The organism is Ruegeria sp. YTSC230 (assembly GCF_059609665.1).
Genome location: NZ_JBXWMC010000006.1, coordinates 216,959 through 229,543 on the forward strand (window position 1 = coordinate 216,959; position 12,585 = coordinate 229,543).

The 12,585-nt window shown below is 57.5% G+C and carries 14 protein-coding genes and 1 tRNA gene; 8 read left to right on the top strand and 7 right to left on the bottom strand.

Annotation, left to right across the window (positions count from 1 at the left end; translation table 11 throughout):
- Window positions 1-72 precede the first annotated feature (72 nt).
- Complete coding sequence (locus tag AC2FD9_RS13800) at window positions 73-480, bottom strand: helix-turn-helix domain-containing protein (protein WP_282120794.1); 408 nt, start codon at window positions 478-480, stop codon at window positions 73-75.
- A 69-nt stretch (window positions 481-549) separates the two neighbouring features.
- Between AC2FD9_RS13800 and AC2FD9_RS13805 the strand changes: the two genes are divergently transcribed.
- Window positions 550-1,968 (top strand): MFS transporter, encoded by a 1,419-nt coding sequence (locus AC2FD9_RS13805; protein ID WP_496837410.1) that lies wholly within the window; start codon window positions 550-552, stop codon window positions 1,966-1,968.
- A gap of 222 nt (window positions 1,969-2,190) precedes the next feature.
- Here AC2FD9_RS13805 and AC2FD9_RS13810 read toward each other — a convergent pair.
- Together AC2FD9_RS13810 and AC2FD9_RS13815 are read right to left on the bottom strand one after the other, a co-directional pair.
- Window positions 2,191-2,266: transfer RNA gene (locus AC2FD9_RS13810), tRNA-Ala, on the bottom strand.
- Window positions 2,267-2,408: 142 nt separating this feature from the next.
- A complete protein-coding gene (locus AC2FD9_RS13815; RefSeq protein WP_108861356.1) occupies window positions 2,409-2,735 on the bottom strand; it encodes a TIGR02300 family protein in 327 nt (108 codons plus the stop codon).
- Window positions 2,736-2,835: 100 nt separating this feature from the next.
- Here AC2FD9_RS13815 and AC2FD9_RS13820 point away from each other — a divergent pair, with 100 nt between their 5' ends.
- The 3 genes from AC2FD9_RS13820 to AC2FD9_RS13830 all read left to right on the top strand — a co-directional run bounded on the left by AC2FD9_RS13820 (window position 2,836) and on the right by AC2FD9_RS13830 (window position 5,448).
- A complete protein-coding gene (locus AC2FD9_RS13820; protein WP_496837411.1) occupies window positions 2,836-3,531 on the top strand; it encodes a M48 family metallopeptidase in 696 nt (231 codons plus the stop codon).
- Window positions 3,532-3,561: 30 nt separating this feature from the next.
- Window positions 3,562-4,209 (top strand): GntR family transcriptional regulator, encoded by a 648-nt coding sequence (locus AC2FD9_RS13825; protein WP_058279022.1) that lies wholly within the window; start codon window positions 3,562-3,564, stop codon window positions 4,207-4,209.
- A 111-nt stretch (window positions 4,210-4,320) separates the two neighbouring features.
- Window positions 4,321-5,448 carry a lytic murein transglycosylase gene (locus tag AC2FD9_RS13830; protein WP_282153124.1) on the top strand — a complete coding sequence of 376 codons (1,128 nt, stop codon included), beginning with the start codon at window positions 4,321-4,323 and terminating at the stop codon, window positions 5,446-5,448.
- Between the two features lie 4 nt (window positions 5,449-5,452).
- Here the strand turns inward: AC2FD9_RS13830 and AC2FD9_RS13835 are convergent, their stop codons facing one another.
- The 3 genes from AC2FD9_RS13835 to AC2FD9_RS13845 form a co-directional block, all read right to left on the bottom strand.
- Window positions 5,453-6,415: an acetyl-CoA carboxylase carboxyltransferase subunit alpha gene (locus AC2FD9_RS13835; protein WP_108861352.1), complete on the bottom strand. Its 963-nt coding sequence runs from the start codon at window positions 6,413-6,415 to the stop codon at window positions 5,453-5,455.
- Window positions 6,416-6,516: 101 nt separating this feature from the next.
- On the bottom strand, window positions 6,517-7,200 hold the full coding sequence (locus tag AC2FD9_RS13840) for a hypothetical protein (protein ID WP_282169959.1): 684 nt from the start codon (window positions 7,198-7,200) through the stop codon (window positions 6,517-6,519).
- 223 nt (window positions 7,201-7,423) lie between these two features.
- On the bottom strand, window positions 7,424-8,020 hold the full coding sequence (locus tag AC2FD9_RS13845; protein ID WP_109312213.1) for a LysE family translocator: 597 nt from the start codon (window positions 8,018-8,020) through the stop codon (window positions 7,424-7,426).
- Between the two features lie 73 nt (window positions 8,021-8,093).
- Between AC2FD9_RS13845 and AC2FD9_RS13850 the strand changes: the two genes are divergently transcribed.
- Both AC2FD9_RS13850 and AC2FD9_RS13855 read left to right on the top strand, forming a co-directional pair.
- Window positions 8,094-8,546 (top strand): Lrp/AsnC family transcriptional regulator, encoded by a 453-nt coding sequence (locus AC2FD9_RS13850; protein ID WP_058273360.1) that lies wholly within the window; start codon window positions 8,094-8,096, stop codon window positions 8,544-8,546.
- Between the two features lie 115 nt (window positions 8,547-8,661).
- Window positions 8,662-9,237: a PA14 domain-containing protein gene (locus AC2FD9_RS13855; protein ID WP_282169958.1), complete on the top strand. Its 576-nt coding sequence runs from the start codon at window positions 8,662-8,664 to the stop codon at window positions 9,235-9,237.
- A 41-nt stretch (window positions 9,238-9,278) separates the two neighbouring features.
- On the opposite strand, the gene AC2FD9_RS13860 is transcribed toward AC2FD9_RS13855, so the two are convergent.
- Window positions 9,279-10,238 (bottom strand): L-malyl-CoA/beta-methylmalyl-CoA lyase, encoded by a 960-nt coding sequence (locus tag AC2FD9_RS13860; protein ID WP_058279015.1) that lies wholly within the window; start codon window positions 10,236-10,238, stop codon window positions 9,279-9,281.
- 295 nt (window positions 10,239-10,533) lie between these two features.
- Between AC2FD9_RS13860 and dgcN the strand changes: the two genes are divergently transcribed.
- Both dgcN and dgcA read left to right on the top strand, forming a co-directional pair.
- Entirely contained in the window at window positions 10,534-11,535 is a 1,002-nt protein-coding gene (dgcN, locus tag AC2FD9_RS13865) for an N-acetyltransferase DgcN (RefSeq protein WP_496837416.1), read from the top strand.
- 74 nt (window positions 11,536-11,609) lie between these two features.
- Window positions 11,610-12,575: an N-acetyl-D-Glu racemase DgcA gene (gene dgcA / locus AC2FD9_RS13870; RefSeq protein ID WP_109312217.1), complete on the top strand. Its 966-nt coding sequence runs from the start codon at window positions 11,610-11,612 to the stop codon at window positions 12,573-12,575.
- The last annotated feature ends 10 nt before the right edge of the window (window positions 12,576-12,585 follow it).

Sequence of the window (12,585 nt, forward strand, 5' to 3'; positions counted from 1 at the left end):
CATTCGTCAGATCGCAGCAAAAGACCTTCCTGTTGCTTGGCGGGTTGCAGGCAGCCTTCGCTGGCGCTCCTATCACTTTCGAGCAGCGGCGGAGCGCGACGCAAACTCCATGAGGCGTTTGAACTTCGGGCAGTCCATATGGGTCTCTGCCGGGCAATCTGCCACATGACGGAGCGCATCCCGAAGCCGGGTCAGGCCTCGGATTTGTTCGTCGAGAGTGTCTGCCCGTAGGTGTAATTCGGGGCGAGGTAATTTCGGTGTTCCATCTTTGGCGAACATGCCCCTGATCTCAGTAAGCGAGAATCCTGCCATTTTTCCTAAAGAGATCAAGGCGAGTTGCGTCAACGCCAAGGTCTCAAACTGCCGCCGCAGGCCATTCCTTGCAGCCGACTGGATCAGTCCAATTTCCTCATAATAGCGCAGTGTTGAGGGCGGGACGCCGCTCCTTTTTGACAAGACACCGATATCAAGAAGTTTCATGGTTGACCTTAAGTTGACTTGAAGTGGCAGAGTAACTTCTCACTGGTACACGAGACAAGAGAATTTACGATGACCGATGCGATACAGGCACAAAATCCCACTCCCATCCTGATTGCCCTCGCTGCGGCGACACTGACCGCCTCATTGGGAATCAGTATAGCGGCGGTACTGCTTCCGACACTGGCACACAGCTTCTCCGCGACAGTGTCGGAGGTGCAATGGGTCATGCTGGCTTATCTCACATCAGTGACCATCGCCGTTGTATCGGCCGGACGGCTTGGCGATCTATTCGGCCATCGTCGCTTGCTGGTTTTAGGTCTCATCGTTTTTATAGCAGCGTCAGTATTAAGCGCGACGGCTCCGAGCCTCAGCTTGTTGATCGCTGGACGGGCGTTGCAGGGGCTTGGCGGAGCGATCCTGATCGCGCTTCCGATGTCTATCGCACGTGATCTCGTCCCGACAGAGAGGTTGGGCACAGCGATGGGGTTGCTCGGGACGACTTCCGCTGCCGGGACTGCATTGGGCCCCTCGCTGGGTGGTGTGCTACTTGCTATGGGCAACTGGCGCATGGCATTCTGGTTTCTTGCCGGGTTCGCCAGTGTCACGCTTTGTCTGTCTGTCGCCTCTATCATGCGCGATTGCGAACGGAGGACCGTATCTTTCCGAGAGTTGGATTTTCCGGGAACCTTTGTGTTGGTGATAGCTCTCTCAGCCTACGCGGTGGCAACCAGCGGTGGGGCATCAAGCATTCCGTTGTCTCCGGGCGTGCTTATTTTCACTGTTTTGATCGCAATCGTCGTGTTTGGGATGGTCGAAGCCCGTGTGGCCTCTCCACTGGTGCCCATGAAATTGCTCCGCGACCAGAGAACAAGTATCGGGCTTTTGATGAACCTGCTGGTCAGTGCAATCATGATGTCAACTTTGGTTGTTGGTCCGTTCTATCTAGCTTTTTCTCTGGGATTGAACGATGCAGCCATTGGTTTGGTTATGGCGGTGGGGCCATTGGTCGCCGCGCTCTTCGGTGTTCCGGCCGGTTGGGTAACAGATCGGGTTGGCGCAGATCGCGCGATGATCATCGGCCTTGTGCAGACCACGTTTGGTCTGCTGTGCTTGGCATACCTGCCGCGATACTTCGGAGTCGGCGGCTATTTGATCTCACTCATCATGCTGACGCCTGGCTTTCAACTTTTTCTTGCCGCCAACAACACAGCAGTTCTGATCCACGCTGCCAGGGAACAGCGTGGCCGACTCTCTGGCCTCCTAGGGCTCTCGCGGAATTTGGGTCTGATGACGGGTGCTTCTGCTATATCCACACTGTTTGTTGCCATAGTCGGGACGGGAGATACTGCGAATGCTCCGGTTGCGGATATTGCACATGCTTTTTCGATGACCTTTACAGCCACTGCATGTTTGGCCCTGATCGCCATGGGATTGGCGATTTGCGGCCAAGTTCGGCACGCCCGCGAGGCACCTAACCCAGCTGAGTAAGATGGTTGAGGAAAGCGGGGCCGCTAACTGTGGGGCGATTGTGGAAAAACCGGAAATCACACTCTTTGATGAGAACGGGCTTTGAAACGACAATGGTTAGGGGCCAACGGGAGTAATAAATGCCGTGTCTGGACAGTGAGAGATACGCATGCTGCTTCATTTTGTGTCACACCTGTGTGTCACACCGCTCGAATGCTTGCATCTAGTTGTGTTGCTGGAGTTTGGTGGAGCCTAGGGGAGTCGAACCCCTGACCTCTTGCATGCCATGCAAGCGCTCTCCCAACTGAGCTAAGGCCCCTTCCAGGTACCGCTGTAGCGGTGGACGGACGTTTATGAGACGACGGCAATGAGCGCAAGTCCAAAAATGGATTATGCGGAAAAGATTCTGCCTCGCATCCGGGGGTAGTTTGAGGCGGCGCAACGGCCGCCCCGGACCGGTTTTAGCTTTCTTCTTCTGCTGGCATATCGGTGATTTCGTCCAGCGAAACGTCGTCACTGCTGTCGTCATCATCATCCAGCAGATCATCGTCCAGCTCGACGTCGACACTGTCGTCATCGTCCAGAACCAGATCTTCTTCCGACGCATTTTCGCGTGCTTTTGCCGACGCGGCATCTTCCGCATCTGCGGCGATCATCCGGCTCTTGCCGGTTTCAAGCTCCACGATCTCGCCGGTGTAGGGGCTGACGATCGGGTTCTTGTTCAGGTCGTAAAACCGCTTACCGGTGGTCGGGCAAACGCGTTTTACACCCCATTCTTCCTTGGGCATTTCAGATCCCCTTGATATCAGGTGAGTCGTAGTAATGATTCAGGTCACGTGCCACATGCAGCGGGCACTGTCAAAGCCTTTGAGCAGGAGAAACAGGCACATGGGGGACCACGCATTGCCCGGAAAACCGCCGGTGCCGCTTACGCTGCGCAAATCGGCCAGGGCGCGGCGTATCAGCTTGCGAATTTCTCAATTGGATGGGCGGGTTACACTGACCTACCCTAAAGGTGTCGCAGAATCCGAGGCGCTGAATTTCGCCAAGGTCAAGGAAAACTGGATCCGTGAGCATCTTGAGGACAGACCCAACCCATTGTCCGTGGGATTCGGGCAATCAATCCCCATTGAAGGCAAAGAGAGGCGAATCGTACCGGCAGAGGGCCGACGCGTTCTGCTGCGGGACGCAGAGGTTGCAATCCCCAAAGGGGCCGAAGCTCGGCGATTGGCACGGTTCCTAAAGGAACTGGCGCGGGATCGCCTGACCGAGGCCTGCGACGATTATGCGGCAATGCTGGGCCGACCTTATTCCAGCCTGACCTTGCGCGATACGCGGTCTCGTTGGGGATCGTGCAGTTCGACTGGTGGTCTGATGTTTTCGTGGCGCCTGATCCTCGCGCCATCGGACATCCTTCATTATGTCGCCGCGCATGAGGTCGCACATCTGGCCGAAATGAACCATTCCACCGCGTTCTGGGCGCAGGTCGAGCGCCTGTTTGGTGACTGCAAAGCCCAAAGGCGCTGGCTGCGCGACAACGGGGCGCAGCTTCACCAGTATAGATTTGATAGCGCGACGAGTTGACCGCGCGGCAATTTGTGATCACATGGGGATATGTTAAGCGCTCGCCCAACCGACACCCAACCCGCAGCTCATGATCTGGTCTATCGAGCCCTGCGCTCACGTATTATGCACGGCGACATAGCGCCCGGGCAGGCGTTGACCCTGCGCGGCATCGGCAAGGAATTTGATGTCTCAATGACGCCTGCGCGCGAAGCGGTGCGGCGACTGGTGGCCGAAGGGGCGCTGTTCCTGTCTTCTTCGGGTCGGGTGTCCACGCCCGAGCTGACCAATGACCGTATCGAAGAGCTGGCAGCCCTGCGTGCACTGCTAGAAGTCGAACTGGCCAGTCGCGCATTGCCCCGTGCACATATGGCCCTGATCGACCGATTGCAGAGCATCAACATGACCGTCGCGGAAATGGTCACCAAACGGGATGCCGTCGGTTACATCCGGTCGAACCTGGAATTCCATCGCACGCTGTATCTGCGTGCTCAGGCTCCGGCGATGCTGGCCATTGTGGAAACGGTATGGCTTCAGCTAGGGCCAACAATGCGGGCGCTCTATGGGCGGTTGCGGCGGACAGAACCGCCGCATTATCACAAGCTGATCATCGCTGCGTTGAAGGCGGGGGATGAGCCCGGATTGAGGCTGGCTGTACGGTCGGATGTGACGCAGGGGCTGCGGATGCTGGTCAGTTAAGCGGCTTGTCGCCGAAGTGATCGGGTTGCCGTTTCCAAGCACCGCAGAACTAGCTTGCGCACCTGGTCTGCGATACTCTGACCCAAATCACAACAAGAGCAGATTTCAGACATGATCAATCGACGCCTATTTTCAGTTGGACTTGGGTCAACGTTTTTGGCCGCCTGTTCCGGTGGCACGCCAACCAGCGCCCCGGCAACGCGGATGCGGGCCGTCCCCAACGCAGGCTATGACGCCTGGGTTGCCGGCTTTAAGTCCCGCGCGGCCTCGCAAGGTATTTCTCAAACCACCATCAACCGGGCCTTTCAGGGGGCGGGGTACCTGCCGGGCGTGATCGAACGAGATCGCAATCAGGTCGAATTCAAACGCTCGCTTGAGGATTATCTGGCGATTGCAGCTTCTGATGAAAGGATCGCAACCGGCAAGCAGATGCTGGTGCGCCATGCAGGAACCCTGTCAGAGATCGAGGCAAAGTACGGCGTCGATAAAGAGGTTATCGTTGCCGTCTGGGGCCTGGAAAGCCGTTATGGATCTCGCCGGGGGGACGTGCCGGTGGTGTCGGCAGTGTCGACCCTGGCTTATGACGGCCGTCGCGGCGCGTTTTTTGAAAAACAGCTGATCGCTGCCCTGAAGATCATTCAAGAGGGCGATACAACGCCCGCGAACATGACCGGCAGCTGGGCCGGGGCGATGGGGCATACGCAGTTCATTCCGACGTCTTACTTGGCTTATGCGGTGGATTTCACCGGTGATGGCCGTCGGGACATCTGGTCCGAGGATCCCACGGACTCTTTGGCCTCGACCGCCGCCTATCTGGCGCGGGCTGGCTGGGTGAGCGGACAGCCATGGGGTGGCGAAGCTGGCACTGTTTCGGGAACACCTGTCGCGGTGTTACAGCCGCAAACGCCGGGGCCGCGCATTGCGGTGTTCCGCAATTTCCAGGTGATCAAGCGCTATAATAACTCGGACAGCTACGCGATCGGCGTTGGACATTTGTCTGACCGGATCGCTGGTGGTGCGCCATTTCAGGCCTCGTTCGGGCCCGATGCGACCGGGTTGACGCTTGAGGATCGCAAAGAGCTGCAGCGCCGCCTGACATCCGCAGGGTACGACACGCAGGGCGCGGATGGGGTTATCGGCAACAACACGAAATCTGCCATCAGCGCGTATCAACGCGCCAGTGGCTTGGCCGTAACCGGGGAACCTTCGGCGGCTTTGTTGCGCCAGCTCGGTGGCTGACGCTTTAGGCCGCCAACCCCTTCGAGCCGATATCCAGGAATTTTTGACGGCGGTCCTTGATAAGGGCTGCCGCATCCTTGCCATCCAGCTCTTTCAGCATAGCAGCAATAGCGCCGCGTACAGAGTCGACCGTTGCGGCGCGGTCGCGATGCGCGCCGCCCTTGGGTTCGGTGATGATGTGATCGCAGACGCCCAGCTTTTGCAGGTCTTGTGCGGTCAGGCGCAGGGCTTCGGCGGCCTCACGCATTTTCTCCGAGTCTTTCCACAAGATCGACGCGCAGCCTTCGGGCGAGATCACCGAATAGACCGAATGTTCCAGCATCGCGACGCGGTTTGCCGTGGCAAACGCTACTGCGCCGCCTGAACCACCTTCGCCGATGATCACAGACACCAAGGGCACGCCGATCTTCAGGCACATCTCGGTCGACCGTGCGATGGCCTCGGACTGGCCGCGTTCCTCGGCACCTTTGCCTGGATATGCGCCGGCCGTGTCAATCAGGGTGATGACAGGCAGACCGAAACGTCCGGCCATTTCCATCAGGCGCACAGCCTTGCGATACCCCTCGGGTCGGGCCATGCCGAAATTTCGTTCAATCCGCGATTTGGTATCCGAGCCTTTTTCGTGTCCGATCACCATGACAGGCTGATCATCGAAACGCGCCAGACCGCCGATCACAGCCAGATCGTCAGCAAAGTTGCGATCACCAGCCAGTGGCGTGAATTCAGTAAACAGCTCGGCTACGTAATCCTGGCAATGGGGGCGTTCGGGGTGACGTGCGACCTGACATTTCCGCCATGGGGTCAGATCGCCATAAAGCTCATCCAGCAACTTGGCGGCCTTGGCATCCAGCGCGGCGGCTTCTTCGGCCACGTCCATCTCTTCGTTGGCGCGGGCCAGCGCGCGCAATTCCTCGGCCTTGCCTTCAATCTCGGCCAGGGGTTTTTCGAAATCCAGATACTGGGTCATGACGCCTCTCAACGCGGAAGTTCATTGCTATATGAACTTGCTGTCAGAGGAATGCAACACAAGGTAAAGCGGGGCGTGGTTCGGGGCCACGCCGGTTTAGGTCACTGGACGGGTACATAGCTGGACGGCAGGCCGTCATCGTCTGCGTTCACCATGTAGTACTGGTTTTCGCCGCCGTCCCAGACCAGAAATGCGTCCGCGCCTTCCGGTTTAGTCTGTTCACCCCATGGCGCTTGGATAGTCAGGGCTTCACCTGTTGCATAACCCAGATCAGACATGCGCAGCATTTCCACCGGGGTCGTTTTGAGCGCTCCGACTATGCCTGGAGTTTGGTCTTCGAACATCGCCTTGACCGCAGGGGCCATATCCAGCCGCTCGATCAAGCGTGTGTTTTTGGCTGCGACATCGTCCAACGAAACAAGCTCGTAGGCGGCATCATAAGTGCTCTTGCCGATGATGTAGAAGTCCGGGCCATCCTTGCGGAACTGCAGCGCAATGATCGAGCCGACGTTCTCGGTCAGGTAAGCCTGATCGTAACTGGTGCCATCAACCGAACCGAGGTTTTCGCGGATCGCGTCGGGGATGGCGTCGAAGTCATCGCTGGTCAGCTGCCAACCCAGGATTGGGCGATCCTTGATATAGGCTTCGGGCGCCGGGTTATGCTGGCTGACACGTTCAGAAATCATGGTTTGTGTCTGGACGTCATCGGCCTGCGCAATAGCCGGAATTGTGGCAAGGATGGCGGCAAACAGGACTTGGCGGAGCGGGCGAGATGGATTGTTCATATCGGTCCTCATTTACCATGTTAGGAAGTCTGTTGGTCTCGTGAGTTATACGCCCAGTGTAACATTCTTACGTGTGTGGTCCGATGTGAATTCAGTAAGATTTGTAGCTGCGGAATATGAATCCGCAGGTAGGCAAATAGAAAGGATGCCGATGAAGACCGCGTTCTGAGTGTTTTGGCCCACAGTCATGGAAATCAGGCTGAAGACCTGCCGCTGAAATTGCTCAGTTCGGGTATAGAACCGGGTAGAGCGAGCCGACGAGCAAAGCCGCCATTGTCCAGTTGAACACCATCAACCGGCGCGGGTTCGTCAGGATGCGCGCCATTTGCTGGCCCAGAACGGTCCATGTGCTGACCGAGGGCAGATTGACTGCTCCGAAAACAAGGGCCACCACAATGATCGCCTGAAGGGTCTGATCAGGTGTGTAGGCGGTTGTGGCTGTCAGGGCCATGGCCCAGGCCTTTGGGTTGACCCACTGAAAGGCTGCTGCCTGCAGGAACGTCATCGGCGTGCCTGTCGTGTTTTGCCCCTTCGCCGGGGCGGCATGTGCGATTTTCCAAGCAAGGAACAGAAGATATGCAACAGAGGCGAATTTCAGCACCGTGTAGCTGATCGGATATCTGTCGAATAGCTGCACCAGCCCGGTGCCGACCAATAGTACCATGAAGGTAAACCCAAGCCCGATCCCCAGCATGTGCGGGATGCTCTTGCGAAATCCGAAGTTGGCACCAGACGCCATCAGCATCAGGTTGTTGGGTCCAGGTGTAATGGACGAGACAAAAGCAAAGGCGATCAGGGCCAGAAGGATATCGTAGGTCATAAGTTGGATAATTGCTGCAAACCGAACAAATGAAATTGCGTTTTAATGCGCGATCTCGTTAATATCACAATCAATGGCGAAAATTGACCACATAAATCAGCAAATATTGCGAGAACTTTCGCAAGACGGCCGCATCAGTAATCTGGATCTGGCGGACCGGGTGGGGTTGTCTCCTTCTGCCTGCCTGCGCCGCGTGCAGGAGCTTGAGCGTTCGGGTGTAATCTCGGGCTACCGCGCAGTCCTGAACCCATCCGAGATTGGTGTCGGATTCGTCGCCTATATCGGCGTTGGGCTGGGTGAACACACCAAAGCCGCACAGGAAGGGTTCGAACGCGCCCTTCAACGTGTGCCGGAAGTGGTCGAATGCCACAATATCACGGGGACCATCGAATACCTGTTGCGCGTGGAATGCGCGGACTTACCTTCGTACAAGACATTCCACACCGAAGTTCTGGGAACACTGCCGCATGTGACGTCGATCACGTCTTATGTGGTGATGGACTCACCCAAAGATATGCGCGCCTGACGTTGGAATTGTGATCTTCAACCGGCTTGCCGGGTGAATTTTCACAGCCTAGTGTCTTCTCAAGGACCTGATCGAAGGGGAACAACCCCAACAGGCCACACACAGGGAGAAGATAATGAAATTTGTTCGCATTGGAGCGCTGATAGCAGCTGCGGCGTTTATCGCCAGTTCAGCAGTGGCCGCGCCGCTCAAATTACAGCCCGCCAGTCCGCAACCCAATCCAAAAGCGGGATTGAATGTAAAATATGTGGGAACTGGTACACAGCGCAAAATCCGCAACCTCACTCATGCCAAGCAGTTGTTGCCTAAGGCTCAGCCGGGGCAGCCGCTGATCGGTTTGGATTATAGGGATACAAACGAGGGCGAGGATGTTTTGACATTCGACCACCACTATAACGTCGCTGCAGAAATCACCGGTTACATGCGCTTTGACTCACCGGGGGTTTACGAGTTGGAGACATGGTCAAACGATGGGATCGATGCCTGGGTTGGCGGGCAGCAGATCGGCAAAGTCAATAGTATTCAGGGGTGTGAGGCCAATCAACGAACCGAAGTAGAGGTGCCGAAGGCGGGTTGGTATCCGCTGAAGATAATCTATTTTCAGAAGCTCGGTACATCTTGCCTGATGATGAAATCAGGGAAAAAAGGTGAGCGTTTTACATGGACGCCTAACGACGTCTTTGGCCGTTAGGCCCAAATAAGGCGCCCCTAAGGGCGCCTTATTCAATTAGATCAGTTCGCGGCAATCAATTCGGCCTGCGCCACGATCACCTCGGCCTGTTTGATCGATGCGATGTCGACCAGACGGCCCTTGTAAACGGTTGCGCCTTCGCCATTGGCTTTGGCCTGCTCCATCGCAGCCAGGATTTCGCGTGCCTCGGACACGGCTTCATCCGACGGAGTGAAGACCTGATTGGCCAACGCGATCTGCTTGGGGTGGATCGCCCATTTTCCGACCATACCCAAGGTAGCCGAACGTTTCGCTTGCGCGATGTAACCTTCGTCGTCTGAGAAGTCGCCAAAGGGTCCGTCCACGGGCAGAACGCCATGTGTCCGGCATGCAGCAACAATGGCAGCCTGCGCCCAATGCCACGGGTCGGACCAGTGTTTTTCACCTTCGCGCAGCATGTAATAGTTTTCCTGCGTGCCGCCGATACCGGTGGTCTGCATCCCCATCGAGGCTGCAAAATCTGCTGCACCCAGGCTCATCGCTTGCATGCGCGGAGACGAGGCCGCGATTTCTTCGACATGGGCGACGCCAGCTGCGGATTCGATGATGACCTCAAAGCTGACGGGCTTTGTACGGCCCTTGGCGCGCTCGATGGCGGTGACCAGCGCGTCTACGGCGTAGACATCTGCCGCGCAGCCGACCTTGGGGATCATGATCTGATCCAGCCGGTCGCCGGCTTGTTCCAGCAAGTCCACCACATCGCGGTACCAATAGGGTGTGTCCAGTCCGTTGATGCGCACGGACATGTATTTGTTGCCCCAATCGACGGTGTTCAGCGCTTCGATCACATTTGCGCGCGCGGCGTCCTTGTCCGACGGCGCGACCGAGTCCTCAAGGTCGAGGTTGATTACGTCTGCGGCCGACGCGGCCATTTTCGGGAACAGCTTGGTGTTTGATCCCGGTCCGAACAACTGGCAACGGTTGGGGCGCGCGGGGGCGGCGGGTTGGATGCGAAAGCTCATCTGGACCTCGTGCGAGAAAGGAAATTACGATTTTCTTGCCTCATGGGGTATTAAATTGCGCAAGCCATAGCAAGCATCTTTGTGCAGGTGCGGCAATGCAATCGCAGCAATTGCCGCAATACAGGGTCAAAACAGTGATTAAAGTTTAATCGCTTTGGAAGCTTGAAAGATTAGTGCGCCATTTAGGAAGAAGGCGCAAAAATTTCCCACCTGACGGGGCGTTGTCAGACGAAAACGCGAAACACTCGTGGAAATCGTCCCCTAGATTGCGCCAGAATCAAAGGAGTAAACCGCAATGATCGAGACACCGTACCTGCTGTTTTTGGGCGATGCGCCCGACCAATTGGCGGCCAAAGTTGCAATCGGCATCAAGGACTGGCGTCCTGAGAATGCCGTTGGCCAGTACCGTATGGAAGGTTGCAAGGCCGATCTGGGCCTGACCGACATGTCCCTGACCGAGGCGAAAGAAGCCGGCGCCAAGACGCTGGTTATCGGCGTTGCCAACCGTGGTGGCGTGATCAGCCAGGAATGGAAAAAGGTTCTGGTCATGGCGTTGGAGGAAGGCTTTGACCTGGCCTCTGGTCTGCACAACCTGCTATGCGACGAACCCGATCTGGTGGCTGTTGCTGAAGCCACCGGCCGCAAGCTGCACGATGTTCGCGTACCTTCGGTGGAATACCCGATTGCAAACGGCATCAAGCGCAAGGGCAAGCGCTGTCTGGCTGTTGGCACCGATTGCTCTGTCGGCAAAATGTACACGGCGATGGCGATGGATGCCGAGATGCGCGAGCGCGGCATGAAGTCGACCTTCCGCGCAACCGGTCAGACAGGCATTCTGATCACCGGGGACGGTGTGCCGCTGGATGCGGTCATTGCCGATTTCATGGCCGGTTCGGTCGAATGGCTGACGCCTGACAACGATGACGATCACTGGGATCTGATCGAAGGGCAGGGGTCGCTGTTCCACGTGTCTTATTCCGGTGTGACCATGGCGCTGATCCACGGCGGCCAGCCGGATGCGCTGATCCTGAGCCACGAGCCGACCCGCGACCATATGCGTGGTCTGCCGACCTATCAGTTGCCGACCCTGGAAGCGCTGCGCGACACGGCATTGGGTCTGGCCAAGGTTGCCAACCCGGATTGCCAGGTCGTTGGTATTTCGGTCAACACGCAGCACATGTTCGAAGATGACGCCACCGCATATCTGGCCAAGGTTGAGGCCGATATGGGCCTGCCCGCGACTGACCCGTTCCGCTTTGGTTCGGGCAAGCTGGTGGATGCGCTGGCCGCACTGTGATCTAAGCGGCGCGTCGGAGGCGGGCTTGTCCGCCTTCGGCGAAAGTATTTTGAAAAAGATGAAGGAGCTGGCGCGTGCAGGTAGAAGTCTCTCGTGACGTGTTTCGGCTGGCGCAGGTCTTTACGATCTCGCGCGGGTCTCGGACCGAGGCCAAGGTGCTGACGGTTCGGATTTCTGACGGTACCCATCAGGGGTGGGGCGAATGCGTGCCCTATGCCAGGTATGATGAAACGCTGGACTCGGTCGAGGCCGAGATCGCAGCTTTGCCTGCCGAGTTTACCCGCGACAGCCTAATGGACTTTTTACCTGCCGGGGCGGCGCGGAATGCGGTTGATTGCGCCCTTTGGGACCTTGAGGCCAAGCGCGCAGGAAAGCGGGCCTGGGATCTGGCCGGGCTGCCGGTTCCGGGGCCAGAAATCACAGCGTATACGCTGTCGCTGGACACGCCGAAAAAAATGCAGGCGCAGGCCGCAGCCAATGCGCATCGGCCCTTGCTGAAGATCAAATTGGGCACACCGGATGACATGCCCCGGCTGGAGGCTGTGCGCTCAGGTGCACCAGATGCCACGATCATCGTGGACGCCAACGAAGGCTGGTCAGCTGCGGTTTACGCCGACCTTGCCCCGCATCTGGTGCGTTTGGGTGTAGCCCTGGTCGAGCAGCCTTTGCCCGCCGGGGAAGATGACGCCCTGATTGGAATGGAGCGCCCCGTGCCAGTGTGTGCTGATGAGTCCTGTCATGATCGCACAAGCCTTCAGGGCCTCAAGGGCAAGTACGATGTGGTCAACATCAAACTGGATAAAACGGGCGGCCTGACCGAGGCGCTGGCCCTGCGCCAGCAGGCGCTGGCTGAAGGCTATCGCGTGATGGTCGGCTGCATGGTTGGCAGCTCTCTGGCTATGGCACCTGCGACACTGTTGGCACAAGGTGTGATGGTGACAGACCTTGACGGCCCGCTTCTGCTGGCCGAAGACCGCGACAACCCGCTGATTTTTGATGATGCCGGAGTGCACCCGCCCAAAGCGGACCTCTGGGGCTGAGGAGACAAGA